Origin of the sequence: Streptomyces sp. NPDC058864 (assembly GCF_042742985.1) — a bacterium.
Lineage (GTDB): Bacteria > Actinomycetota > Actinomycetes > Streptomycetales > Streptomycetaceae > Actinacidiphila.
The window spans coordinates 15,785-41,469 of the sequence record NZ_JBHYMQ010000016.1; the positions used below are offsets into that span (position 1 = coordinate 15,785).

The 25,685-nt window shown below is 71.6% G+C and carries 23 protein-coding genes; 9 read left to right on the top strand and 14 right to left on the bottom strand.

Annotated features, from left to right (window positions below):
- Positions 1-402: 402 nt before the first annotated feature.
- The 3 genes from ACFW3D_RS15000 (at position 403) to ACFW3D_RS15010 (ending at position 4,362) form a co-directional block, all read left to right on the top strand.
- Positions 403-1,824: a family 2B encapsulin nanocompartment shell protein gene (locus tag ACFW3D_RS15000; protein ID WP_500504556.1), complete on the top strand. Its 1,422-nt coding sequence runs from the start codon at positions 403-405 to the stop codon at positions 1,822-1,824.
- A gap of 435 nt (positions 1,825-2,259) precedes the next feature.
- On the top strand, positions 2,260-3,027 hold the full coding sequence (locus tag ACFW3D_RS15005; RefSeq protein ID WP_500504557.1) for a DUF4097 family beta strand repeat-containing protein: 768 nt from the start codon (positions 2,260-2,262) through the stop codon (positions 3,025-3,027).
- Between the two features lie 90 nt (positions 3,028-3,117).
- A complete protein-coding gene (locus ACFW3D_RS15010) occupies positions 3,118-4,362 on the top strand; it encodes a hypothetical protein (RefSeq protein WP_500504558.1) in 1,245 nt (414 codons plus the stop codon).
- Positions 4,363-5,039: 677 nt separating this feature from the next.
- Here the strand turns inward: ACFW3D_RS15010 and ACFW3D_RS15015 are convergent.
- A complete protein-coding gene (locus tag ACFW3D_RS15015; RefSeq protein WP_500504559.1) occupies positions 5,040-5,264 on the bottom strand; it encodes an FmdB family zinc ribbon protein in 225 nt (74 codons plus the stop codon).
- 20 nt (positions 5,265-5,284) lie between these two features.
- Positions 5,285-5,944, bottom strand: coding sequence for an O-methyltransferase (locus tag ACFW3D_RS15020; protein ID WP_500504560.1), 660 nt, complete (start codon positions 5,942-5,944; stop codon positions 5,285-5,287).
- 22 nt (positions 5,945-5,966) lie between these two features.
- On the opposite strand from ACFW3D_RS15020, the gene ACFW3D_RS15025 reads away from it, so the two are divergent.
- Positions 5,967-6,611, top strand: coding sequence for a nucleoside/nucleotide kinase family protein (locus ACFW3D_RS15025; protein ID WP_500504561.1), 645 nt, complete (start codon positions 5,967-5,969; stop codon positions 6,609-6,611).
- On the opposite strand, the gene ACFW3D_RS15030 is transcribed toward ACFW3D_RS15025, so the two are convergent.
- The 3 genes from ACFW3D_RS15030 to ACFW3D_RS15040 are packed head-to-tail and all read right to left on the bottom strand — an operon-like array spanning position 6,592 to position 11,035.
- A complete protein-coding gene (locus tag ACFW3D_RS15030; protein WP_500504562.1) occupies positions 6,592-7,419 on the bottom strand; it encodes an HAD family hydrolase in 828 nt (275 codons plus the stop codon). The genes ACFW3D_RS15025 and ACFW3D_RS15030 overlap by 20 nt on opposite strands.
- Positions 7,416-9,836, bottom strand: a complete 2,421-nt coding sequence (locus tag ACFW3D_RS15035) for a phosphoribosyltransferase (protein WP_500504563.1) — start codon at positions 9,834-9,836, stop codon at positions 7,416-7,418. Before ACFW3D_RS15035 ends, ACFW3D_RS15030 begins: the two co-directional genes overlap by 4 nt.
- A 32-nt stretch (positions 9,837-9,868) precedes the next feature.
- Positions 9,869-11,035, bottom strand: a complete 1,167-nt coding sequence (locus ACFW3D_RS15040) for an HpcH/HpaI aldolase/citrate lyase family protein (RefSeq protein ID WP_500504564.1) — start codon at positions 11,033-11,035, stop codon at positions 9,869-9,871.
- A gap of 226 nt (positions 11,036-11,261) precedes the next feature.
- Between ACFW3D_RS15040 and ACFW3D_RS15045 the strand changes: the two genes are divergently transcribed.
- Positions 11,262-12,182: a TerD family protein gene (locus tag ACFW3D_RS15045; protein ID WP_500504565.1), complete on the top strand. Its 921-nt coding sequence runs from the start codon at positions 11,262-11,264 to the stop codon at positions 12,180-12,182.
- 25 nt (positions 12,183-12,207) lie between these two features.
- On the opposite strand, the gene ACFW3D_RS15050 is transcribed toward ACFW3D_RS15045, so the two are convergent.
- The 6 genes from ACFW3D_RS15050 to ACFW3D_RS15075 form a co-directional block, all read right to left on the bottom strand.
- Positions 12,208-12,939 (bottom strand): TerD family protein, encoded by a 732-nt coding sequence (locus ACFW3D_RS15050; protein ID WP_500504566.1) that lies wholly within the window; start codon positions 12,937-12,939, stop codon positions 12,208-12,210.
- Between the two features lie 83 nt (positions 12,940-13,022).
- Positions 13,023-14,165, bottom strand: coding sequence for a DUF475 domain-containing protein (locus tag ACFW3D_RS15055; protein WP_500504567.1), 1,143 nt, complete (start codon positions 14,163-14,165; stop codon positions 13,023-13,025).
- A gap of 16 nt (positions 14,166-14,181) precedes the next feature.
- Entirely contained in the window at positions 14,182-14,757 is a 576-nt protein-coding gene (locus ACFW3D_RS15060) for a TerD family protein (RefSeq protein WP_500504568.1), read from the bottom strand.
- A gap of 63 nt (positions 14,758-14,820) precedes the next feature.
- Entirely contained in the window at positions 14,821-15,396 is a 576-nt protein-coding gene (locus ACFW3D_RS15065) for a TerD family protein (protein ID WP_499598660.1), read from the bottom strand.
- Positions 15,397-15,469: 73 nt separating this feature from the next.
- Positions 15,470-15,928, bottom strand: a complete 459-nt coding sequence (locus tag ACFW3D_RS15070) for a peroxiredoxin (protein ID WP_500504569.1) — start codon at positions 15,926-15,928, stop codon at positions 15,470-15,472.
- 137 nt (positions 15,929-16,065) lie between these two features.
- The gene (locus ACFW3D_RS15075) at positions 16,066-16,506 is read right to left on the bottom strand and encodes a DUF3052 domain-containing protein (RefSeq protein WP_026250565.1); all 441 of its coding nucleotides are present in this window, start codon (positions 16,504-16,506) and stop codon (positions 16,066-16,068) included.
- A 406-nt stretch (positions 16,507-16,912) separates the two neighbouring features.
- On the opposite strand from ACFW3D_RS15075, the gene aceE reads away from it, so the two are divergent.
- A complete protein-coding gene (aceE, locus tag ACFW3D_RS15080; protein WP_500504570.1) occupies positions 16,913-19,645 on the top strand; it encodes a pyruvate dehydrogenase (acetyl-transferring), homodimeric type in 2,733 nt (910 codons plus the stop codon).
- Between the two features lie 80 nt (positions 19,646-19,725).
- Here the strand turns inward: aceE and ACFW3D_RS15085 are convergent, their stop codons facing one another.
- Together ACFW3D_RS15085 and ACFW3D_RS15090 are read right to left on the bottom strand one after the other, a co-directional pair.
- Positions 19,726-20,118: a peptidase inhibitor family I36 protein gene (locus ACFW3D_RS15085; protein ID WP_500504571.1), complete on the bottom strand. Its 393-nt coding sequence runs from the start codon at positions 20,116-20,118 to the stop codon at positions 19,726-19,728.
- A 104-nt stretch (positions 20,119-20,222) separates the two neighbouring features.
- A complete protein-coding gene (locus ACFW3D_RS15090; protein WP_500504572.1) occupies positions 20,223-21,824 on the bottom strand; it encodes an MFS transporter in 1,602 nt (533 codons plus the stop codon).
- Between the two features lie 103 nt (positions 21,825-21,927).
- On the opposite strand from ACFW3D_RS15090, the gene ACFW3D_RS15095 reads away from it, so the two are divergent.
- Genes ACFW3D_RS15095 through ACFW3D_RS15105 form a run of 3 tightly spaced genes read left to right on the top strand, consistent with a single transcriptional unit; the run spans position 21,928 to position 24,704 of the window.
- Positions 21,928-22,611, top strand: coding sequence for a TetR/AcrR family transcriptional regulator (locus ACFW3D_RS15095; protein WP_500504573.1), 684 nt, complete (start codon positions 21,928-21,930; stop codon positions 22,609-22,611).
- 53 nt (positions 22,612-22,664) lie between these two features.
- Positions 22,665-23,861, top strand: a complete 1,197-nt coding sequence (locus ACFW3D_RS15100; RefSeq protein WP_500504574.1) for an alpha/beta hydrolase — start codon at positions 22,665-22,667, stop codon at positions 23,859-23,861.
- Between the two features lie 54 nt (positions 23,862-23,915).
- Positions 23,916-24,704, top strand: coding sequence for a DUF4429 domain-containing protein (locus ACFW3D_RS15105; RefSeq protein WP_500504575.1), 789 nt, complete (start codon positions 23,916-23,918; stop codon positions 24,702-24,704).
- On the opposite strand, the gene ACFW3D_RS15110 is transcribed toward ACFW3D_RS15105, so the two are convergent.
- The gene (locus tag ACFW3D_RS15110) at positions 24,665-25,684 is read right to left on the bottom strand and encodes an aldo/keto reductase (RefSeq protein ID WP_500504576.1); all 1,020 of its coding nucleotides are present in this window, start codon (positions 25,682-25,684) and stop codon (positions 24,665-24,667) included. The genes ACFW3D_RS15105 and ACFW3D_RS15110 overlap by 40 nt on opposite strands.
- Position 25,685 lies beyond the last annotated feature (1 nt).

The window sequence follows — 25,685 nt, forward strand, 5'->3', positions numbered from 1 at the left end:
GCCGTACAGCGTACGCCAGCCATGCTCCTGCGATCCCCTCGGGGACGCGTGACGTTTTCCTCATCTTCGACGGCGGCCATCGGGAATAGCACGCGATTAACCGGTTGGGACGACAGAACGTCCCCGGAACGAGATGTTCCGCTCGGGTTCCGGTGCGCATCATGGACATGCCACGCATTCGGCACTCCGCCACCCGGCGCCGGAGGTCGCACATGCGTACGCCAGGGCGCCCTCACCCGAATGAGTGAGTGCAGGGTGCTCCACCCGGTGGGTAGCTTCCGAGAGGAAAGCGGCCGAAGGCAGGGGGACCACCGCACAACAAACCTCGTTTCACCGTGAATTGTTTGCCTTAACCACGCCTTTGTGCGCGTGGGCCATCAGGCCGCAAGGGAAGGACCATCCATGACGGTTGAGCCGGGTGTCGCGTCGGAGGCGGCGACGGGGAACGGCCAGTCTCAGCGGAGTCTGAGCACCGCTGCGGCGCGGAATTTGGCGACGACCACCAAATCCACGCCGCAGATGCAGGGAATCACGTCACGGTGGCTGCTGCGGGTGCTGCCGTGGGTCGAGGCCGCCGGCGGCGCCTACCGGGTCAACCGCAGGCTCAGCTACTCGGTGGGCGACGGGAGGGTGGACTTCGTCCAGACCGGTTCCGAGGTCCGGGTGATCCCGGCGGAGCTCGGCGAGCTGCCGCTGCTGCGCGGCTTCACCGAAGAGGGCGTGCTTGCCGCGCTCGCCGGGCAGTTCGAGCAACGGGAGTACGCGCCCGGCGAGACGATCGTGGCCGCCGGGCAGCCGGCCGACCACGTCTTCCTCGTCGCCCACGGCAGGATCGACAAACTGGCCCCGGCCAAGTGGGACGGCCAGGGCGTGATCGGCAGCATCGCCGACGGCGACCACTTCGGCTCGGAGGGCCTGGCCGGCCCCGACAGCACCTGGGAGTACACCGCCAGGGCGGCCACCCCGGTCACCACGCTCGCCCTGCCGCGCCAGGCCTTCCAGTCCGTCATGCAGCAGGCCGACGGGCTGCGCGAGCACGTCGCGGGCTTCGTCACCGGCACCCAGCAGGCGCAGAACAAGTACGGCGAGAAGGCCATCGAACTGGCCGCCGGCCACATCGGCGAACCGGACCTGCCCGGCACCTTCGTGGACTACGACCTCTCCCCGCGCGAGTACGAGCTGAGCGTCGCCCAGACCGTGCTGAAGGTGCACACCCGCGTCGCCGACCTCTACAACCAGCCCTACAACCAAGTCGAGCAGCAGGTGAAGCTCACCATCGAGGCATTGCGCGAACGGCAGGAGCACGAACTCGTCAACAACCGGGAGTTCGGGCTGCTGCACAACGCGGACTACCGGCAGCGCATCACCACGCACTCCGGCCCGCCCACCCCGGACGACCTCGACGAGCTGATCAGCCGGCGCCGCAACGCCCAGTACCTGCTGGCCCATCCGCGGGCCATCGCGGCCATCGGAAGGGAATTCAACAGCCGCGGCCTGGTGCCGCACAGCATCGATTTCCACGGCCACCACATTCCGTCGTGGCGCGGAATCCCGATCCTCCCGTGCAACAAGATCCCGATTTCCCGCGAGAACACCACCTCGATCCTGGTGATGCGCACCGGCGAGGACAACCAGGGTGTGATCGGCCTGCACCAGACGGGAATTCCGGACGAGTTCGAGCCCGGACTCTCCGTGCGTTTCATGGGGATCGACGAGAAGGCGATCATCTCCTACCTCGTCAGCACCTACTATTCGGCGGCCGTCCTCGTGCCCGACGCCCTCGGCGTCCTGGAGAACGTGGAGATCGCGCGTCCCGGAGCCTAGGCCGTGTCGTCAAAGTAGCTCCGGCCGCCCGGAGGGCGGGCCCCGCGGCTCCCCCGGCTTGCGCTGGGAGGTGCCCCCAGTGCGGTGCATCGCAAGGCGGAGAGTCGTCCTCGTAGTGGGCTACTCGGACGATTCGACAACGCAGCGTGGGGGCACCTCCCAGCGGAGCTGGGGGAGCGGCGCGGGGCAGGAGGGACTTTGACGACAGGGCCCAGGGCGACACGGCCTGCGGCCGGTCGGCCCGGACGCTCACGCGGACTCGGGGAGCGGCGGCGCGTGCTCGTGGCGTGGCGGACGGTGCGGCCGGCCGCACCGTCCGCCACGAGCACGGCCGTCGGCCCGCGGAACCCCCGGACGGGGCGGGGGTTTTCCCCACCCCGCTTCCGGTGGGCGCCCTGATTCCGGGCACAACGGGCGCTCCGTAGCGTCCTGGGTATGACGAAGAGCACCCGCACGTTGAGGACGATCACCGCCGCCGCGGGCCTCGTGGCGCTGATCGGTACGGCGTCCGCCTGCGCGAACGCCTCCGACGACACCGAGCCGGAGCGCAAGAGCTTCGCGCTCGACGGCAACGAACTGACCATCGAATCCTCCGACAGCAAGGTCGTGGTGAAGCCGGCCGACGTGGACGAGGTCCAGGTCACCCGGTGGTTCGACGGCTGGGCCGTGCTCGGCGACACGCCGAAGGCCACCTGGTCGATGCACGGGCACACCCTGACCTTCGGCGCCAAGTGCCAGGGCGTGGTGCAGGACTGCTCGGTGCGCCACGAGGTCCTGGTGCCCCGCGAGGTCCGCCTGACGGTGGTCAACGGCGACGGCAGCGTGGAGGCCAGCGGCTTCAGCACCCCGCTGAAGCTCACCACCCGCGACGGCTCGGTCGTCGTCCGGGACGTGACCGGCCCGCTCCGGCTCTCCAGCGGCGACGGCCGGATCGACGCCGGCGGCATCGGCTCCCGCGAGGTCAGCGCCCACACCTCGGACGGATCGGTGAAGCTGGCCTTCGACGAGGTGCCCGACCTCGTCGAGGCGACGAGCGGCGACGGCCGGGTCAGCGTCGCGCTGCCGCACCAGAGCTACAAGGTCTCCGCGCGCTCCGGCGACGGGCACGTCAGCGTCGACGTGCCCCGCGACGAGGCCAGCGGCCACGTCGTGACGGTCCGTACGGGCGACGGCTCGGTGAGCGTCACGGAAGCCGGCCGCTGACCGCAACCGCCCGGCCCGTGTATTCGTCCCAGCCAGGTGGGAGACTGGAGCGGACAACCACCGGCGGCGGACCTGCGGGAGAGGGCGACTGTGACGACGGCACGCTCGTGGTGGCGGCGCGGGGACAATCTGCGCGCCGACGCCCAGGCCGCGAAGGACGCCGCCGCCGAGGCGTTCTACGAGCTGGACACGGCGCAGCGCGACCTGGTGATCTCGATAGAGACCATCACCGCGGTCGACAGTTCCCCCGCCGCGCGACGCGCGAGCGAGGACTTCCGGGCGCTGGGCGAGCGCATCGACCAGGTCAGCGCCGCCTACATCGCGGCGGTGGACGCCTACGACCTGGACCGCGACGAGTTGGAGGCCGCCACCGCGGCCCGCGCCCGCACCGAGCTCACCAAGGCGAAGGACGACCTGGTCCGCGCGAAGAAGGACCTGGACGCCTTCGCCCGGGGACTCGGCCCGCTGCTGGACAAGGCCGAGACCCAGCTCGCCCGTCTCGCCCCCGCCGTCGAACGGGCCCGGCAGGCCCTGCTCGCCGCGTCCAACGCGCTGGACGCCGTACGGGCCTCGGGCCTTCGCGCGGACGACCTCGCGGCCCGGCTGGCCGCCCTCGGCCCGGAACTGACCAAGCTCAACCAGGGCGCCGGAACGCACGGCGTCCAGGAGACCATCCGACGCGGCGACGAGGTGCTGCGCACGGCCGAGGCCATCCGCGCGGAGGCCGAACGGCTGCCCGAGCGGGCCCGTGAGATCGACAGGCGGATCGTCTCGCTGCGCACCCGCACCCAGGCCCTGGCCACTCGCACGGAGGGTGTCGACCCGGTCCTCAGCGAGCTGCGCCGCCGCTTCAGCATGGCGTGCTGGCAGGACCTGCAGCACGTGCCGGAGCGGGCGACGGAGGCCGTGGGCCGCGCGGAGCAGAAGCTCTCGGATGCGGCGAAGGCCCGGGACGAACAGCGCTGGCCGGACGCGACGGCCCTGCTCGGCACCGTGCGGGCGCTGCTCGACGACGCCGACGCGGCGGTGTCCGCGGCCGGCGACCGGCTGCGGCGGCTCAACGAGGTCAGCAAGGACCCGCAGGGCGAGATCGAACGCACCAGGTTCGCCGTCCGGGACGCCCAGCGGCTCGCCATGCAGGGCCGCACGACACCGGAACAGCGGCACGCCCGCCCCCTCGACGAGGCCGTCGCCCGCCTCGACCGCGCCGTCGATGGGCTCCAGGGCCGGCACCCCGACTGGTGGCACTTCCTCACGGAGACGGCGGCGGTGCGCGACGCGGCGGCCCGGGTCGTCACCGCGATCCGCGAGGACCGCGCCTCGGGGCGGGCCTAGGCATACCCGGCCGTGCGTAGCCGGCCGTGCGGCTTTCCCGCCGTCTCGCGCCCTTCGGGCGCAAAGCGGCGGGCTGCGGATGGGAAGTGGGGGCCTGGAGCGGGTCGACGGTGTGCGGGTGGGTTCCTGGTGAGGGTTCAGGCTCCTAAGCGGGGCCGGTTGTTCGCGGGGTGCCGGTCTCGTCGCCGTCCGCGGGTACAGATGGCCGGTGGCCACGCCCACCCTTCGCGGGTGGCGCGCCCGCCGTAACCTGCGTCTGCGGGTGATTCCCGGGCAGGCGGCGGGCTCAGCGGATGGTCTGCCGAGATCGGGCTCTGTTCCGCCGAGTATGTCGGCGAAAGCGGGCCCGGTCTCCCGCACACCCCCGCCGGCACCCCGAAGCACCCGCAGACGCCGGTCACGGCAGGCGCGCCCACCACCGGCAGCAGGCGTGGAAGCAGCCATCTGCACCCGCGGACGGCAACGAGACCCAAGGCAGCGGAAGGCCCACCCGCTCCGGAGCCCGAACCCCAGCCGGCCACCGGCCCGCACAGCGGCGACGGCCCGACGCCGCCCGCCCTCCCGTCCGCAGCCCGCCGCTTTGCGCCCGAAGGGCGTGAGACGGCGGGACAGCAGAACCACCACCGGCACCACCACCCGCGCCGCCCAGCGGCGTCATCCGGTACCGCCGCGGCCCGTCAGCCGCAGCAACCCCCGCCGCAGCAACCCCCGCCGCCCGCGGACGGGCGCGGGGCGGCCGCCGCGGAGGCGGCGGCGGTGCCGCCGACCGCGACCGTCGACAGGAGCTTGACGGTGTCGTCGTGCCCGGCGGGGCACTCGGCCGGCGCGGAGGACTCGGCCATCGGCCGGCTCAGCTCGAACGTGGTGCCGCAGGAGCGGCAGCGGTACTCGTAACGGGGCATGGGCACAGATTAACCACGGCTCACAGCTTGCGCGCCAGGGTCAGTCCGTCCGCCACCGTCAGCAGCAGCGCCTCGACGCGCCCGTCGGACGTGACGCGGTCGTTGAAGGCCCGGATCCCCGCCGTGTCCCCGGTGGCGCGCGGGTCCGCGACCCGCCCGTGGAAGAGCGTGTTGTCGGCGGCGATGATCCCGCCGGGCCGCATCCGCGGCACCAGTTCCTCCCAGTAGTTGACGTAGTTGCCCTTGTCGGCGTCGAGGTAGACGAGGTCGATCCACGGATCGCGCGGCAGCGCCCGCAGCGTGTCCAGCGCGGGAGCGATCCGCAGGTCCACACGGTCGGCCACACCGGCCTTGGCCCAGGCCTCGCGGGCGACCGCGGTCCACTCCTCGGAGACGTCGCAGGCGATGAGCCGTCCGTCCGCGGACAGCGCCTGCGCCATGGACAGCGCGGAGAAGCCGGTGAAGGTGCCGACCTCCACGACCTGCCGCGCGCCGGTCAGCCGCACCAGGAAGGCCAGCAGCGGGCCCTGCTCGCGCGCCGACTGCATGGCCGCCGCGTCACCGAAGCGGGCGCGCGTGATCTCCACCAGCTCCTCCTGGACCGGGTCCAGGGGCGGGTTGTGCTCGAGGACATACGCGTACAGTTCGGGCGTGAGCTGCGGGTTCTTGGTCTCGTGCACGGCTGCTCCTTAAGGTGGCGGCATGTACGTGGATGACGTCCTCGCCCTGGTGCCCAGCATGCCAGGCAGGCGGGTGCTGCTGGGGCTGGCGGGCGCGCCCGCGGCCGGCAAGTCGACCCTGGCCCGTTCGCTGGTGGAGGGGGTCGACGCCCGGCTCGGCGCGGGCACCGCGGCGTACGTGCCGATGGACGGCTTCCACCTCTCCAACGCCCAGCTGGACCGGCTCGGGCTGCGCGGCCGCAAGGGCGCGCCGGAGACCTTCGACGTGGACGGCTACGTCCAGCTGCTGCAGCGGCTGCGCTCGTGGCGGGGCCGCACCGTCTACGCACCGGACTTCGACCGGGCCCTGGACGAGCCGGTCGCGGCCGGGATCGCCGTGCCGCCGGAGGCCCGGCTGGTGGTGACGGAGGGGAACTACCTGGCCGACGACGCCGCCGGCTGGCACGAGGTCAGGGACCTGCTGGACGAACTGTGGTTCGTCGAGGCCGATCCCGCGGTCCGCGAGGAGCGGCTGCTGGCACGGCACCTGACGGGCGGTCGTACGGACGCGGAGGCCCGGGCCTTCATCGAGGCCAGCGAGCGGCCGAACGCGCTGCGCGTCGAGGCGACGCGCAGCGCGTGCACGCGGGTGGTGCGGCCGGACGGGGTCAGCGGCGCGCCACGCTGAGCATCCGGCGCAGGATCTCCTCCCCCGCCGCGATGCCGGGCAGGGTCAGCGCGTCGACGTGCGGCGCGCCCCAGCCGGTGTCGGCGAGTTCGCCGTGGCCGGGACGCCAGGCGGTGTGCGCGGCGAGCAGCAGTTCGGCGTCCAGGAGGGAGTCGCCCGCGGCGAGCACGTGGTCGGCGCCGGTGCGGCGGACGACCTCGGCGAGGGCCGCTGACTTGGTGAGCGGCTTGGGCACGGCGTAGATCTTGCGGCCCTGCAGCGAGACCGTCCAGCCGCGCTCGTCCGCCCATTCGGCGAGGTCCTTCACCCAGCGCTCGGGCAGCAGCGACCGCTCCACGACCAGGTAGACGAACAGCTCCTCGGCGACGCGCTCCTTGCGCAGCCAGGACTCGTCCGCGGTGCGGGCCATGTACGCGCGGACCTCGGCCAGCGGCGCGCAGCCCTCGGCGAGGCGGCGGCGCATCTCGGCGTTCCAGTCGTGGTCGGTGTGGCCCTTGACCAGGATGTGCCCGCCGTTGGCGCAGATCGCGTACCGCGGCACCGGGCCGGGCAGGTTGATGCGCCGGTACTGCTTGCGGGTGCGGGTCGTCGCCGGGACGAACTCGGCTGCGGCCGCGAGCCGCTGGAGCAGCGCCGCGGCGTTCTCCGTCATGAAGGACAGCGGCCGGCCCTCGTGCACCTCCACGCACAGCAGCCGCGGCGCCTCCTCGTCCGCCATGGACAGCGCCAGGGCCGACGGCGAGTAGATGAGGGTGCGGTCCAGGTCGCTGGCGACGAGGGACTTCACGATCTCCGGGCGCTGCTTCACTTGGCCTCCACCGCCTTGCCGTCCGTTCCGGTCGCGCCCCGGGTGAAGCGCGGGTGGATCAGCCCGACGCAGGAGTACGGCAGGTCGTCCACCTCCTCCACCGGGACGCCGCGCTGCTCGGCGAGCAGCCGGATGTGCGCCAGGTCGCCTCCCGCGCCGCGCCGGGCGAGGACCCGCCAGGGCACGCGGCGCAGCAGCACCCGGGTGGTCTCGCCGACGCCGGGCTTGACCAGGTTGACGTCCCCGATCCCGTACTCCTCGCTGATCCGCTCGACCGCGGCCCAGCCCTCCCAGGTGGGCGTGCGGTCGCCGGACCGGAGCTCCTTGACGTCCCGGGCGACCTCGTCGGCGACGGCGGCGAAGCGGGCCGAGACCTCGTCGAGGAAGAGGCCGGAGACGTCCGAACCCGCCAGCTCCCGGTAGAACTTGGCGCCGTGGAACTCGTCGGGACCGATCAGGTCGGCGCGCAGCACGGTGCGCGAGACCAGGCCGGAGACGGTGGAGTTCAGGCACGCGGACGGGATGAGGAAGTCGTCGCGGGTGCCGAAGGTGCGGACGCACGACCCGGGGTCGGCGAGCACCGCGATCTCCGGGTCGAAGCCCCCGAACGGGGCCACGGCGTCGGCCAGTTCGCGGGTGATGGCGCCCTTGCCGGTCCAGCCGTCGACGAACACCGCCCGTGCGGGGTCGTGGTGTTCGGCCAGCCAGCGCAGGGCGGTGGTGTCGATGCCCCGGCCGCGGACGATGGACACGGCGTAGTGCGGCAGGTCCAGGCCGTGCGCGTGCCGGGCCCAGCGGCGCATCAGCACGCCGACCGGGGTGCCCGCGCGGGCCAGCGACACCAGGACGGCGTCCGGGCCGCGTTCGGCGAGCACCAGCTCGGTCACGGCGCCGACGGCACGGGCGATCCGGCCGGCGGAGTCCGCCAGCGCGGACCGGAACAGCTCCTGGTACTCCGCGCTGGGCTGGTACTCCACGGGCAGCGACTCCGCGTAGTGTGCCCCGCCGCTCTGGATGGCCTCCTCGCGCTCCTCGGTGGGCGCCTCCAGCTCGACGTCGGAGAGGTCCTTGAGCAGCCAGCCGACCTCGTCGGGGGCGTACGAGGAGAACGCGGGCCCGCGCAGCGGCTCCGGGAGCGTCGGGGCGGGCGGGCGGGGGTCGTACGAGGGCACCACGGCCAGCAGGAGCCTTTCGGTGTGGGCGGCGAGCTGCGCGAGCAGCCCTCCGGGGGCGTGCAGGGCGGGCGTGTCGCCCGCGCTGTCCACTACGGCGACGACGGCGTCGAAGCCCGCGCCCGCCACGTTGTACGCGTAGCGCTCGCCGGGGCCGTCGGCCGGGTCGTCGTGGTCGGGGAAGGCGATCCGGGTGCGTATCGCGTACCCCGGGTCGTCCACGGCCAGGACCGGCGAGCGGGTGGTCGTGGAGAACCGCACCTCCGCGGCGGGCACGGCGTCCTGCAGGGCCCGCGCCAGCCGCAGCGGGGCGTACATCAGTTCCTCGTTGCCGAGGACGAGGACCCGGGGTGCCGGGCCGCCGCCGAGGACGCGCAGGCCCTCCGCCAGGCGCGCCGCCATCGCGGGCAGCGCGGCCTCCAGTCGCGTGCGGTGCGCGGGCGTGAAGCCGTGCCGGCCGCCGTCGGGCAGCCCGGCGGGCCAGTCCAGGTGCACCCGGTGGGGTGCCGCGGCCGCGGCCGGACGGGCGGGCCCCGCGGCGCCGTGCGCGGCGACCAGCGCCTGGCCCCGCTCCAGCACCCCGTCCGGGAGGACGACGGTGCCCGAGGCCAGGGCGAGGACGTCGACGCCCGCGCCCAGGTCGGCCGCGAACCGGGCGAGCAGCCCGCGGTCGGCCTCCGAGCGCATGTCGACCAGGGCGACCACCACGTACCGGCGGCGCGGGTAGCGGGCGTGCAGCGCCCGCACCGTGTTGAGCACCGTCCGGCCGGTGGAGAACTCGTCGTCGACCAGTACCAGCGGCCCGTCCCCGGCCAGCAGGCCGGCGTCCTCGGGCAGCAGCAGGTGCGAGGTCGCGTGGCTGTGCTCCTCCTCGAAGCCGCCGACCGGCTCGACCCCGGCGACCGGGCGCCGCGTGGAGTGCAGGTACGGGGCCGTGCCGACGCCGTCGGCCACGGCGTGCCCGAGGCCGGTCGCGGTCTCGGCGTAGCCGAGCACCACGGCCCGGGCCGCCTCCTCCTCGCCCAGCAGCTCCCGCACGCGCACGCCGAGCCCGTACCCGGCGTCGTAGACGACCTGCGGGCGCTGCGGCACGTGCTTGCCCAGCACGTTGGAGACGAGCAGGTGCGCCCGCTTGGGGTTGCGGCGCAGGGCGAGGCCGAGCAGACCGCTCAGGCCGTCTCCCCGCAGGGTGACCCCGAGCCGGTCGGCGACCCACTGCCCGGACCAGACGTGCTCGACTGCCATGCGCTGGGCACTCTCCTTCTCGCTGCGGGTGGTCACGACGGCACGCACGCGGAGAGCAGCTCGACGAAGCCGATCTCCTCCCGCGCCACGCCGAAGACCTCGGCGCGCCGCACGGTGCGCTCGGCCCAGGCGCGGTGCGGCTTCACCTCGTTCATCTTGTTCGTGTAGGCCGACCGCAGCACGCCCCCGCCGCTGCGGTCCTCGTGGAGTATGTCGACGGCGTCGCTCCACTCCTCGTGGGAGACGACGCTGAGCGCGTGCACGGGCTGGACGTGCGAGGGGTGAATGCAGGTCTTGCCCTGCAGGCCGTTCGTCCGGTCCAGTTCGATCTCGCGCAGCAGCCCGTCCATGTCCCGCTGGATGAGGGCATCGCGCAGGTCGACGGCCTCGGGGACGAAGGGGCTCTGCCGCAGCAGTGGCTTGAACATGCGCTCGGAGTGCTTGAAGTACTCCCAGACCGGTCCGGTGATGGTGAAGCCGGTGCCGTCGGCGCGCCCGAGGACGTTGACCACGTCGGCGATGATCGAGGCGACGATGCGGACGTCGTAGGCGGTCATGTCGGGCGAGCGGCGCAGCCCGTAGGCGGAGCAGAAGTCGGTGACGCCGAGCCGCAGCGCCAGGACCCGGTCCCGGTACTTGTCGACGGTGCGGGAGATGCCGTACAGCGTCTCGGTGCGGGTCTCCAGGTGGAGCAGCTGCGGGGACTCCAGGACCGGCATCGCGAACAGCCGCCGCCCGCAGTCCGCCTCGGCGGCGGCGAGGGCCTCCAGGAAGGGGACCCCGGACTCCTCGGTGAACTTGGGGAGCACGAACCCGGAGAGCAGGGACACGTCGTCGCCGAGCCGGCCAACGAGGTCGGTGATCTGGCCGGGGGTGCGGACGCGTATGAAGAGCAGCGGGGGGTCGCCGTTCCCGATCCGGGCGGCCAGCTCGCCGAACTGGCGGATCAGGTTCTCCTCCGCGGCCTCGACCTCCCGGTCGTCGATGGAGTCCTCCAGGCACAGCACCATCGAGACGACCCCGCGCGCGGCCTGCTTGAGCACGTCGTCGGCGAGCCGTGACCGGGTGGCCGGGCAGTAGAGGGTGGCGCCGAGGGCGACGGCGAGCGTGGCGGCCGGTGAGGCCGCGGTGAACTCGGCGGGCTCCCGGTGGAAGAGCTCGTTCCGTACGTCCGGTGCGAGGTGCCCGAAGTGGCGCATGCGTTCCCCCGTGGCAGGTGGTGGTTGAAAAGGTGGGAAGCGTCCCCCGACGCCGTGGCCGATTATCGTACGTGCGAGCCCCCAGCGGACGTTCCCGGCGTACGTGAAAATCAGGTAACCCCCTCGGGTCCGGTACATGTCGTCCTGTCCGCATCTCTCCCCCGCGGCGCACCCGTCACACGCCCCGCGTTGTGGGCACGGCCCCCGGGAGGGCAGGATTACGCGCATGACGCAGGCGATGGTGAAGGGCTCCAACATCCCGGTGACGGCCTCGGGGGTGCGGGCGGTGCTCCGCTGGAGCCCGGGGGCGGGTGTGCCGGACGTCGACGCCTCGGCACTGCTGCTGGGGGCGGACGGCAAGGTACGCTCGGACGAGGACTTCATCTTCTACAACCAGCCACGGCATCCGGGGGGCGCCGCCCGGCACCTGCCCAAGCGCAGCGAGCCGGCCGGGCTGACGGACGCCGTCGAGGTGGACCTGACGGCCCTCGACGAGGCCGTGGACCGCGTGGTCGTCGCGGCCTCCTCGGACGGCGGCCCCTTCGCCCTGGTCTCCGACCTGACGGTGCTGCTCTACGACACGGCCGGGGGTGCCGACGCCGAGCCGCTGGCGCTGTTCGACGTCGTCCCGGACACCGGCGACGAGTCGGCGCTGATCTGCGGCGAGCTGTACCGCAGGGCGGGCGGCTGGAAGTTCCGCGCGCTGGGGCAGGGCTACGCCTCGGGGCTGGAGGCGCTGGCCACCGAGTTCGGCATCACCGTGGAGGAGGGCGACCTCGACGAGGCGCCGCCGCCGCGGCCGGAGGGCGAGGTCTCGGTGCCGCAGCCCGTGCCGCCGACCGTCGCGGTGACCGGCGAGCCGGACGCGTACACCCTGCAGGCCCCGGCCCCGGCGGTGGTGCCGCCGCAGCCCACCGCGCCTCCCGCCTACGGCTACCCGCAGGAGCCGCAGCCGACGGTGGCCGCCCCGGCCTACGGCTACCCCCAGGAGCCCCAGCCGACCGTGGCCGCCGCCCCCGGCTACGGCTACCCGCCGCAGCAGCCCGCCCCGACCGCGGCGGCCCCCGGTCCCGCGTACGGCTATCCGCAGCCGGTCCAGGGGTTCCGGCTGCCGCCGATGGGCCCGCAGTTCCAGGAACGCCGCTGAGCGCGCCCGGCACGGGGCCGCGCGCTCAGACCTTGGTCTTGTAGCCGCGGCCCCACTGCAGGCCCCAGCCGTAGAGCCGGTCGAGCTCGGCCTGGAAGCCGTAGACGTACTTCACCTCGCGGCGCACGGTCAGGTCGCCCTTCCGGTTCTCGATGAGCACCACGGCGCAGGAGCGGGCCTGCGGCTCGCGCTCGTCCAGCAGGATCTCGATCCGCGGGCCCGAACTGGGGAAGATCTCCACCTTGGCGTGGGTGCGGTCGAAGGCCGGCGTGCCGTCGTAGATGTAGACGAAGACGAGCATGCGCTTGAACTCGTCGTGCTTGTCGAGGTTGATGTAGAGCGTCTCGCCGGACGAACCGCCGAAGCGGTCGTCACCGGTCATCTGGATGTACGGCGGGGCGTCGAGGTCGCCGAGGAAGTTGCCGAGCGGCTGGACGACGCCCTTGGTGCCGTCGGCCAGTTCGTACATGCACGCCAGGTCGAGGTCGACGTTGACCATCGCGGGGCCCGCGGCCTGCACGGGCTCCGGCTTGAACAGGTGCATCTGGCGGCTCAGCCAGGAGCCGCTGCGCTGGTTCCAGCCGCCGGTGTCCGAGGTACGCATCTGCCAGGACAGGTTGATGCGCAGGTTGCCGACAGCCGCGCCCTGCTTGGACAGCGAGACGACCTGGTGTCGCTTGGTGAGCTCGATGGTGTGCGCGTTCGCCATGTCGAACTGCGCGTTGAATCCGCCGCTCGGCCGCAGGAAGTTCCACATGTCCGTCCGTCCCCTGCACGCAGGCCGCCCCCCGCCTGGTCGGCGGGGGGCGGCGTGACCCGATTGTCGTGACGAGACGGGGGTCAGACCCCGCTCGTCACCTCCGCTTTGTCGTCCCGCTGCTCGGAGCTTTCCCCGAGACGGCGGTTCCGCACCACCGACGACCAGTACGAGGCGCCGATCAGGACGACGCCGATGAGGCCGGTGATGACCTCGTTGATCTCGAACTTGATGGTGACCAGGAGGATGACCGCCAGCGCGCCGATCGCGTAGTGCGCGCCGTGCTCCAGGTACACGTAGTCGTCCAGCGTGCCCTTGCGGACCAGGAAGACGGTGAGCGACCGGATGTACATCGCACCGATGCCGAGACCGAGGGCGATGATGAAGATGTCGTTGGAGATCGCGAACGCGCCGATGACGCCGTCGAAGGAGAACGACGCGTCGATGACCTCGAGGTAGAGGAAGAGGAAGAACGCCGCCTTGCCCGCCAGGCCCACGGCCGAGGCACCGCTGCCGGCCGGCTTGCCGCCCGAGCTCATCTCCTCCAGCTCCTCGTCGGCCTCCTCGGCCTCGTCCTCCAGCCTGTCCTCGAAGTAGCTCGAGATGCCGCCGACGACGAGGTAGGTGATGAGGCCGCCGATGCCGGAGAGCAGCACCGTGGAGGACTTGTCGCCGCCGCCGTGCGAGACGTCGGTGGCGAGGGTGGTGGCGGTGATCAGCAGCGCGACCAGGGCGACGACCACGGAGAGCGTGTCCAGCTTGCCGAGCTTGGAGAGCGGCTTCTCCAGCCAGGCGAGCCACTTGTGCTCACGCTCCTCGAAGATGAAGTCGAGGAAGATCATCAGCAGGAACATCCCGCCGAACGCGGCGATCGCCGGGTGCGCGGAGGTGACCAGGTGCTCGTACTGTTCCTTGTTGTTGATCGCCAGGTCGATGGCCTCGATGGGACCGAGCTTCGCCGTGATCGACACGATGATGATCGGGAAGACGAGACGCATGCCGAAGACGGCGATCAGAATGCCGATGGTGAGGAAGATCTTCTGCCAGAAGGCATTCATCTTCCGCAGGATGCCGGCGTTGATCACCGCGTTGTCGAAGGAGAGCGAGATCTCCAGCACCGACAGGATGGCGACGAGGGCAAGCCCCTCCGCACCCCACAGATAACCGGCGAGGGCGAGGCCGGCGGCGGTGACACCGAACGACCAGCCGAAAGTTCGGAGGAGCACTGGATATCCAATCCCTTTACGAAACGTTGACCCCAAAGTCTAGGGCGATGCCCCGGAGGCCTGATGCATACCCCTGGCCAACGGCTCGGAACTTCCATTCGCCGCCGTACCGGTACAGCTCTCCGAAGATCATCGCCGTTTCGCTGGAGGCGTCCTCGGAGAGGTCGTAGCGCGCCAGTTCGCTCTGGTCGGTCTGGTTGACCACCCGGATGAAGGCATTGCTGACCTGGCCGAAGGTCTGGCCGCGGGTGTCGGCGTCGTAGATGGAGACCGGGAAGACGATCTTGTCGACCCGCTCGGGCACGGCGGACAGGTCCACCAGCAGGACCTCGTCGTCGCCGTCGCCGTCACCGGTCAGGTTGTCGCCGGTGTGCTCGACCGAGCCCTCCGGGCTCTTGAGGTTGTTGTAGAAGACGAAGTACTCGTCGCCGAGCACCCGGCCCGAGGCGCACAGCAGCGCGCTGGCGTCCAGGTCGAAGGGCGCCCCGGTGGTGGAGCGCGCGTCCCAGCCGAGCCCGATCAGCACGTTGGTCAGATTGGGTGCGGCCTTGGTGAGGGAGACATTGCCCCCCTTGGCGAGCGTCACGCCCATGCTGTTCTCCTCCCCCGCGGGGGCTCGCGGCCCGCCGGACGCGGACCGCGAGACCCCGGCGAATCAGACGTTGACGCCGAAGTCCTGCGCGATGCCGCGCAGGCCGGACGCGTAACCCTGGCCGATGGCCCGGAACTTCCACTCCGCACCGTGCCGGTACAGCTCGCCGAAGACCATCGCCGTCTCGGTCGAGGCGTCCTCGGTGAGGTCGTAACGGGCCAGTTCCTTGTCGTCGGCCTGGTTCACGACGCGGATGAACGCGTTGCGGACCTGGCCGAACGACTGCTGACGGGTCTCGGCGTCGTAGATCGACACCGGGAAGACGATCTTGGCGACCTCGGCCGGCACCCCGGCCAGGTTCACCTTGATCTGCTCGTCGTCCCCTTCTCCCTCGCCGGTGATGTTGTCACCGGTGTGCTCCACGGAGCCGTCGGGGCTCCTGAGGTTGTTGAAGAAGACGAAGTGCTGGTCGGAGAGGACCTTCCCCTCGGTGCCCGTGAGCAGGGCGCTGGCGTCGAGGTCGAAGTCCGCGCCCGTGGTGGTGCGGGCGTCCCAGCCGAGGCCGACGATGACGGCCGTGAGGTTGGGGGCCTCCTTCGTCAGCGATACGTTGCCACCCTTGCTGAGGCTGACTCCCACGAGTCCTCCCATGTCATCGCGTGCTGCTCGTATCAGGATCAACGCCCTGAGGTTAGTACCCGGTTCCCCAGGACTACAGGGCTTCGAGCGCCTTGACGTACTCGTTCAGGTCACGGGCGTCCGGCAGACCGTTGACGACGGTCCAGCGGATCACGCCCTGCTTGTCGATGACGAAGGTGCCGCGCACCGCGCACCCTTTGTCCTCGGCGAAGACGCCGTAGGCCCGGGAGACCTCGCCGTGCGGCCAGAAGTCGGAGAGCAGCGGGTACTCCAGGCCCTCCTGGTCGGAGAAGACGCGCTGGGTGTGCATCGAGTCGTTGGAGACCGCGAGCAGCTGGACCTCGTCGTTCTGGAAGGCCGGCAGCTCGTCGCGGAGCGCGCACAGCTCGCCCGTGCAGACCCCGGTGAAGGCGAAGGGGAAGAAGAGCAGCACGACGTTCCTGGAACCCTTGAAGTCGGACAGCCGCACGGTCCGGCCGTGCTGGTCCCGCAGCTCGAAGTCGGGGGCCTGGTCGCCTACGGCGAGCGCCATGGTGGACACACCTCTCCGGTGGACGGTGACGGGCCCCGCGGCCGGGACCCGCCGTCAGTCTCGCACCGCCCCGGGCCCGCAATGCGAGGCGCCCCCGCGACGCTCGGTCACGGGGGCGCGGTTGCCGGTCGCAGCGCTCAGCGCTTGCCGGCCTTCGCCGTCTTGGGGGTCACCAGTCGACTGGCGGTCCAGTCCTTGGAGACGTTGACACTGCTGGTCTGAGCCAGGCCGGCGGTCTGTGCGGCTTCTCCGATGTCACTCGGCTCGACGTGCCCGTCACGGCCGGTCTTCGGGGTCATGAGCCAGATCTGGGCGCCCTCGTCGATGGCGGACGTGGCGTCGACCAGGGCGTCGGTCAGATCGCCGTCATCATCACGGAACCAGAGGATGACGCCGTCGGCGACGTCGTCGTACTCCTCGTCCGCGAGCTCTTCGCCCGTGATCCCCTCAATACCCTCACGGAGCTCGTGGTCGACGTCGTCGTCGTAGCCGAGCTCCTGGACCACCTGTCCGGGCTCAAAACCAAGCCGGCTCGCCGGGTTGGTCTGCTCCTCCGCGTGGCCCGCGGTCGCGCTCACGCTCTGCCTCCTGTCATGGGGGTTGTCTTCCCGCTCCTGTGCGGGGTTATGGGCGGTAGTCCACACGGGCGCGGCGGATCGCGCAAGTACCCAGCCGCCCATCCCGCCCAAACGTTGACGTGTCACCGCAACCCGAACCGTGAGGGGTGACGTGGCTCACTCCACTATGCCAGGGTTTCTCCCGAATCGGGTCTGCGGTCGGTCGTACGTCCGAGTGGGCGTAGAGTTGCGGTTTGGTCGAACGGCCACCGGACAGCCATGCGAGAGCCTCAAGAGGGTCTGTAAGAGGGGTCTGTCTCACTTAGTGATGGTTACCACTCAGTAGAGATGACGTATCCCGAACGCGCGGTACACGATGGAGGCGGCGCGACCCAGCAGAGCAAGACCCTAGAAGCGAAGGAATAGCGTGGCTTCCGGATCAGATCGCAACCCGATCATCATTGGCGGCCTTCCCAGCCAGGTCCCGGATTTCGATCCCGAGGAGACGGCGGAATGGCTCGACTCGCTTGACGCCGCCATCGACGAGCGCGGACGCGAGCGCGCCCGCTACCTCATGCTCCGCCTGATCGAGCGAGCCCGCGAGCGGCGGGTTGCCGTGCCCGAGATGCGCAGCACGGATTACGTCAACACCATCGCGACCAAGGACGAGCCGTTCTTCCCCGGCAACGAGGACATCGAGCGGCGCATCCTGAACGCGACCCGCTGGAACGCGGCGGTCATGGTGTCCCGGGCGCAGCGGCCGGGTATCGGCGTCGGCGGGCACATCGCCACCTTCGCGTCCTCCGCCTCCCTGTACGACGTGGGCTTCAACCACTTCTTCCGGGGCAAGGACGACGGCAAGGGGGGCGACCAGATCTTCTTCCAGGGCCACGCCTCCCCCGGCGTGTACGCCCGCGCCTTCCTGCTGGACCGGCTCTCCGAGACCCAGCTCGACGCGTTCCGCCAGGAGAAGTCCAAGGCGCCGTACGGCCTTTCGAGCTACCCGCACCCGCGGCTCATGCCGGACTTCTGGGAGTTCCCGACCGTCTCCATGGGCCTCGGCCCGCTGGGCGCGATCTACCAGGCCCGGATGAACCGCTACCTGCAGGCGCGCGGCATCGCCGACACCGAGCAGTCGCACGTGTGGGCGTTCCTCGGCGACGGCGAGATGGACGAGCCCGAGTCGCTCGGCCAGCTCTCCCTGGCCGCCCGCGAGGGTCTGGACAACCTCACCTTCGTCGTCAACTGCAACCTGCAGCGGCTCGACGGCCCGGTGCGCGGCAACGGCAAGATCATCCAGGAGCTGGAGTCGCAGTTCCGCGGCGCCGGCTGGAACGTCATCAAGCTGATCTGGGACCGCACCTGGGACCCGCTGCTCGCCCAGGACCGCGACGGCGTGCTGGTGAACAAGCTCAACACCACGCCCGACGGCCAGTTCCAGACCTACGCCACCGAGACCGGCTCGTACATCCGCGACCACTTCTTCGGCGACGACCACCGGCTGCGCAAGATGGTCGACGGCCTCAGCGACGACCAGATCCTGCACCTGGGCCGCGGCGGTCACGACCACCGCAAGATCTACGCGGCGTACAAGGCGGCCCGCGAGCACAAGGGCCAGCCGACGGTGATCCTGGCCCAGACCGTCAAGGGCTGGACGCTCGGCCCGAACTTCGAGGGCCGCAACGCGACCCACCAGATGAAGAAGCTGACGGTCGACGACCTCAAGCGCTTCCGCGACCGGCTGCACCTGCCGATCGCCGACAAGGAGCTGGAGTCCGGCGCCCCGCCGTACTTCCACCCGGGCCGGAACTCCGAGGAGATCCAGTACATGCACGACCGGCGCAAGGGCCTGGGCGGTTACGTCCCGACCCGCGTCGTGCGCGCGAAGCCGCTGGCGCTGCCGGACGACAAGGCCTACGCCGGCACCCGCAAGGGCTCCGGCCAGCAGACGATCGCCACCACGATGGCCTTCGTCCGGCTGCTGAAGGACCTCATGCGGGACAAGGAGATCGGCAAGCGCTTCGTGCCGATCGCCCCGGACGAGTACCGCACCTTCGGCATGGACTCGCTCTTCCCGTCGGCCAAGATCTACAACCCGCTGGGCCAGACGTACGAGTCGGTCGACCGCGAGCTGCTGCTGGCGTACAAGGAGTCCCCGACCGGCCAGATGCTGCACGACGGCATCTCGGAGGCGGGCTGCACCGCGTCGCTGATCGCCGCCGGGTCGTCCTACGCGACCCACGGCGAGCCGCTGATCCCGGTCTACGTGTTCTACTCGATGTTCGGCTTCCAGCGGACCGGCGACCAGTTCTGGCAGATGGCCGACCAGCTGGCGCGCGGCTTCGTGCTGGGCGCCACGGCGGGCCGCACCACCCTCACCGGTGAGGGCCTGCAGCACGCCGACGGCCACTCGCACCTGCTGGCCTCGACCAACCCGGCCGTCGTCGCGTACGACCCCGCGTTCGGCTTCGAGATCGCCCACATCGTCAGGGACGGTCTGCGCCGTATGTACGGCGAGGCGAACGAGGACGTCTTCTACTACCTCACCGTCTACAACGAGCCGATCGTCCAGCCGGCCGAGCCGCAGGACGTGGACGTCGAGGGCATCCTCAGGGGCCTGTACAAGTACCGGGCCGGCGAGACGGGCGCGATCCCGGCGCAGATCCTGGCCTCCGGCGTGGGTGTGCCGTGGGCGCTGGAGGCGCAGCGGATCCTGGCCGAGGAGTGGAACGTTCGGGCCGACGTGTGGTCCGCGACCTCCTGGAACGAGCTGCGGCGCGACGCCGTGGAGGCCGAGGAGCACAATCTGCTCCACCCGGAGGAGGAGCAGCGCGTCCCCTACGTGACGCGGAAGCTCAGCGGCTCCGAGGGCCCGTTCGTGGCCGTCTCGGACTGGATGCGGGCCGTCCCGGACCAGATCTCCCGCTGGGTGCCGGGCACCTGGCAGTCGCTCGGTGCCGACGGCTTCGGCTTCGCCGACACCCGTGGCGCGGCGCGCCGGTTCTTCCACATCGACGCCCAGTCGGTGGTCCTCGGCGTGCTCACCGAGCTCGCCAGGGAGGGGAAGATCGACCGCTCCGTGCTGAAGCAGGCGATCGACCGCTACCAGCTGCTCGACGTCGCCGCGGCCGACCCCGGCGCCGCGGGCGGCGACGCGTAACACCGCTGTTCCGACCGGGCCCCCGTCGCGCATCCGCGCGGCGGGGGCCCCGGCCTTTCCCGGCTCCCCGCGGGCTCGTGTCACTGGTCGACGATCTGGAAGGCGCGGACCGTGTGCCGGGACTCCGGGACCCACGTACCGGACGGGAACGTGACGAAGTCGCCCTCGGTGGAGCACTCGGCGCTCTGGTAGGTCGTCACGAGCTTGCGGGTCCGGTTGACGAACGACTTCGCGGACGTCCCCGGCGGCAGCGGCACACAGGAGTCGACGTCGGTGTCGGCGAGCTCGTGCACCAGGCGTGAGCCGTGGAATCCCGGCTTGCTCCACAGGCACAGCTCCCCGGGGTCGCAGCGGCCGGCGGGACCGGCTGCCGCAGGACCGGCTGCCGCGGGCGCGGCCGCCACGGGCGGGGCCGGGACGGCCAGGGCCGCGGCTGCCGCGGTGAGGGCAAGGGTCAGGGCCGCACTGCGCATGTGGATCACTCCCCCGTGATGGTCGGAGCTCCACGGTGAACGGCGAGGCCCGGGGCCGCCAAGGGCCCCGGGCCTCGTTCACCCGGATAGGGAATCCTCCGGCGTCAGATGTGCACCCCGCCGCCCGCGGCGTCGGCGTTGACGCCGCGCTTGGTCAGGAACGCGATGCCCGCCGCGAAGGCGGCCACGACGCCGGCCACGGTGAAGGCCAGGCCCATCCCCGAGAGGAAGGTCTCGTTGCTGACCTTCGTGATCAGCGCGACGACCTGGGCCGGGGTGTCCTTGGCCACCGGCGGCACGCCGACCACGACCGCGTCGGCCGCCTGCGCCGCCTGCTCGCCCTTCAGCGGAGGCAGCCCGGCGGCGGCCCACTTCTCGGGCAGCACGCTGTCCACCCGCGAAGCCATGATCGTGCCCAGGACCGCGGTGCCGAGGCTGCCGCCGACCTGCATCGCGGAGCCCTGGAGGCCGCCGGCCACACCGGACAGCTCCAGCGGGGCGTTGCCGACGATGACGTCGGTGGCGCCGACCATCACGGGGGCGAGGCCGAGGCCCAGCAGCGCGAACCAGAGGGACATGACGGCGGTGCCGGAGTCGGCCTCCAGCCCGGTCATGCCGAACATGGCGACCGCCGTGCACACCATGCCGCCGACCAGCGGCACCCGGGGACCGAACTTGGTGATCAGCGCGCCGGCGACGGGCGAGCTGACGATCATCATCGCGGTGAGCGGCAGCAGGTGGACGCCGCACTCCACCGCCGACATGCCGTGGACGTTCTGCAGGTAGAAGGTGACGAAGAACAGACCGCCCAGGAAGGCGAAGGCCATCAGCACCATCAGCGCGGTGCCCGCGGACAGCGGCACCGAACGGAACATCCGCAGCGGGATCAGCGGCTCGGAGGCCTTGGTCTCCCAGAACGCGAACAGGACGAAGAGCACCACCGAGCCGACCAGGAAGCCCAGGGTCAGCGGGTCGCCCCAGCCCCACTCCGGAGCCTTGATCAGGCCCCACACCAGGCCGAACATCGCGCCGGACAGCAGCACGATGCCGGGGACGTCGAAGGACCGCGGGGCGTTCTCGGCGCGCACGTCCTTGAGGATGACCAGGCCCATCACCAGCGCGACCAGACCCACGGGCACATTGATGAAGAAGACCGACTCCCAGTTGACGTGCTCGACGAGCAGACCGCCCGCGATCGGCCCGGCAGCGGTCGAGGCACCGATGACCATGCCCCAGATGCCGATGGCCATGTTGAGCTTCTCGGCCGGGAAGGTGGCGCGCAGCAGGCCGAGCGCGGCCGGCTGCAGCAGCGCGCCGAACACGCCCTGCAGGACGCGGAGCGCGATCACCATGCCGACGCCGCTGGACACGCCGATCAGGCCGGAGGTGAGGGCGAAGCCCGCGAGGCCGACGAGGAAGGTCTGGCGGTGCCCGAACCGGTCGCCGAGCTTGCCCGCGGTGATCAGCGAGACCGCCAGGGCCAGCATGTAGCCGGTGGTGATCCACTGGATCTGCTCGCGGGAGGCACCCAGGTCGGCCTGGATGGCCGGGTTGGCGACGGCGACGATCGTGCCGTCCAGGGCCACCACCATGACGCCGATGGCGACCGAGAACAGCGTCAGCCAGGGGTGGCCGCGGAGGGGTTTCTTGGAAGGCGCCGGTATCGAGTCCGGGGCCTTGTCGGTGACGACGGAGCCTTGGGTCATGGGCAAGAGATTATGTCAGTGCCTGACATTTGACCAAAGCAGTCATCCGTCGGTAACTGTCAAGCACGGAAGTATCGTGGGGGCCCCTGGAGGTGGACGGCAGATGAAGCACGCGATGCGCGCGACGCCCGTGTGCGGACTGCGCGAGCGGAAGAAGCGGCGCACACGGGACGCGCTCATACGGGCCGCGATCGAGTTGTTCGTCGTCAAGGGCTACGAGCGCACGACCGTCGACGAGATCGCCGCCGAGGTGGAGGTCTCGCAGCGCACCTTCTTCCGCTACTTCGCGGGGAAGGAGGAGGTCGCGCTCGCGCTGGAGGACAGCGTCGAGGAGGCCTTCGTCACCGCGGTGGCCGAGCGCCCGGCCGGCGAACCGCCCTTCGAGGCGTTGCGCGCGGCGCTGGACGAGTCCTGGCACAGCATCAGCGCCGTCATCGCCGCCGTCGTGCCGCTGTCCACGTACATGGCGATGTACCGGGTGATCGAGTCCACGCCGACGCTGCTCGCCGCCCAGATGCGCCACTCGGCACTCGTCGAGGAACGGCTCGCCTCGGTCATCGCCGCCCGTGAGGGCCTGGACCCGGCCGACCCGCGGCCACGGGTGCTCGTGGCGGCCGTCGGCGGGGTCATCCGGGTGGCCCAGCGTCTGTGGGGCGACGGCGACGAGACCAGTGTGGAGTCGATCCGCCGGATCACCGAGGAACACCTGGACCTGCTGGTCCCGGTCCTCGCACAACCGTGGGACGAACACCAGGGTGTGTCCGGAATCTCCTTGTTCCAAACGTGACTTGGCTCACGGCGCGCCCAGGCGATCTCCGGCGTCTCCTAGGGTGTCCCCCAGTGAACCTCGTCGACGAGCGCTTCAGCTCCCCCTCCCTGCGCGCCCTCCTGGCCCTCGCCGTGGTCTTCGTCATGCTGGCGACCACCGGCTGGACCGCGCTGCGCCACCACAAGGGCGGCGGGGACGCGCTGGCGGTGGCCACCGCCGCGTGGCGGCACGGCTCGGTGGGCGGACGCGCGCTCCCAGACCCGCAGGCGGCCCCCGGGGTCATCGCCCGTTTCTTCGCCTCGGTCGGACCGGACGGCGCCAAGCGGCTCGCCGACCGCTACCCGCTCGTCGTCGGCAACCTCAACGGCGCCCCGATCGCCCTGCGTTACCAGGCCAACCGGCGCTCGCTGGGCACGGCCCGCGCCCAGGAGACCGCCCGCTCGCGCAGCTCCCTGCTGACCGCCGAGGGGCGCCAGGACGCCGCCCAACGCGCCGACCGCTACGCCTCCCTGCTCGACGGCGGACGGCAGATCCTCTCCTTCGACCCCACCGGCCGCGGCCGTGCCGCCGAGGTCTTCGGCGACCTCGGCTCCGCCGAACGGGTGTCGCTCGTCGTGCCCGGGGTCGACACCGACGTGCTCTCCTTCGAACGCGAGGACGATCCGACCCGCGCCCCCGTCGGCATGGCCCGCTCCCTGTACGCGGCCGAGCGCGCCGCCGCCCCGCGCACACGCACGGCGGTCATCGCCTGGGCCGACTACACGACCCCGCAGGGCGTCGGCCTGGACGCCTCCACCGGGGAACTGGCCGAGCAGGGCGCCGTCCGGCTGACCGCGCTGGTGCGGGCCCTGCCGGCACGCGGCCACGTCTCGCTGTTCTGCCACTCCTACGGCTCGGTGCTGTGCGGCGTCGCCGCCCCTGACCTGCCGACCGACCGGGTCTCCGACATCGCCGTCTTCGGCAGCCCCGGCATGCGGGTGGACAAGGCGGCCGATCTGGGCACGGCCGCCCGGGTGTGGGCCACACGGGACAGCACCGACTGGATCGGCGACGTGCCGCACATGGAGTTCGCCGGGCTCGGCCACGGCGCCGACCCCGTCTCCCGGGCCTTCGGCGCCCGCGTGGTGAGCTCCGAAGCCGCCGAGGGGCACGCGGGCTACTTCCGCTCCGGCACCGACAGCCTCGCCAACTTCACCAGCATCGCGCTCGGCCGCTACCCGGACGTCCGGTGCGCCGCCGGCAGCGACTGCACGGAGGGTGTGACCTAGTCCGGCCGTGCCCGGCCGGTTCCCGAAACGGCGACGCGGCCTACGATGACCCGTATGGGTGACGTATTGGCCGGATCCAACGCCGTATGGGAGTTCGATGCCGATGCGGTGCTCATCCGTTACGAGCGGGGGATGCGCAACTCGAAACTGCTGCAGGCCCTGGGCCGGCGGCGCATCCCGTACGAAGCCCTCGCGGGGGTCGAGCTGGCCCCGTGGCGGCGCGGCACGATCGTGCTGCGCGCGCTCCCGCGGCGGGGCGCCGACCCGCTGATGGAGGCCGCGAAGGGCCAGCTCAAGGAGACCGCCGACCCCTACCGGCTGGTGCTGCCCGCCGAACGGGAGCTGCTCGCCGAGCACTACGCCGACGAACTGCTGTCCGCGATCGTCGCGGCCGGGGGCGGCGCGGACGCGGAACCCGCCCAACGCCATCTGGTGGAAGTGCCGTCCGCGCCCCAGTCGTTCAAGGCGTACGACGGCAAGGCCTCCTTCGACGGCGAGACGGTGTCCTTCCGCTGGTTCTGGACGGGCGCCTCGACTGCCAAGTGGAAGGCCGGTGACCAGCACTTCCCGGTGGCCGAGCTGTCCGGGGTCGACTGGCGCTCCCCCGAGATGCTCGGGGGTCACCTGCGGCTGCTGCCGCGGGACGCCGACAGCCACCGCACCGGCAACCCCGACGACGACCCGGCGACCGTGGTGTTCGGCCTGGGCTACGGCCTCGTCCACGAGTCGCTGCCGCTGGCGGCGGCGGTCGTGGCGGCGGTCCAGCGGGCCGCGCGGACGCGGCCCGGCCTGGACCTGGACGCCTACTCGCGCGCCGCCGACGTGGACGACATGTCCGGGTAGCGGTCACCCGCGACCTGCCCGGCGATCGGTTCCAGCCGGCCCAGCTCGGCCTCGTCGAGCACGATCCGGGTGGCGGCGGTGTTCTCCCGCAGACGCCCGGCCTTGCGGGTGCCCGGGATCGGCACCACGGTCAGCCCGTGCACCTGCGCCCGCTGCTGCACCCACGCCAGGGCGATCTGGGCGGGCGTGGCGCCGTGCGCCTTCGCGACCTCGCGCAACGGCTCCAGCAGGTCGAGGTTGCGCTTGGCGTTCTCCCCGGAGAAGCGGGGCTGGGACTGGCGGAAGTCGTCCGCCGACAGCTGGGAGGCGTCCTGGAAGGAGCCGGTCAGGAAGCCCCGGCCCAGCGGGGAGTACGGCACGAGTGCCACCCCGAGTTCGGCGGCTGCACCGGTCAGCGAGATCTCCACGTCCCGGCTGAACAGCGACCACTCGGACTGCACGGCCGCGATCGGGTGCACGGCGTGCGCCTCGCGCAGCTCGGCCCCGGTCACCTCCGACAGGCCCAGGTGCTTCACCTTGCCCGCCCGCACCAGCTCGGCCATCGCGCCGACGGACTCGGCCAGCGGCACGGCGGGGTCGCGGCGGTGCATGTAGTACAGGTCGATGACGTCCACGCCGAGCCGGCGCAGGCTGCCGTCGACGGCCCGGCGGATGTACTCCGGGTCGTTGCGCACGCCCCGGTAGCGCACGTCGTCGGCCTTGCGCGCTATGCCGAACTTGGTGGCGAGGGTGATCCCGTCCCGGTGCTCGCGCACGAAGGGGGCGATGAACTCCTCGTTGGCGCCCAGGCCGTACACGTCGGCGGTGTCGAAGAGCGTGACCCCGAGGTCCAGGGCCGCGTCGAGGGTGGCGCGGGCGGCGGCCTCGTCGGTGGGGCCGTAGAACTCGCTCATGCCCATGCAGCCCAGGCCCTGCACGCCGACCGGGGGACCGCCCGTGCCGAGCGTGACCTTGGCGATCGGCTCGTTGTTCTCGCTCATG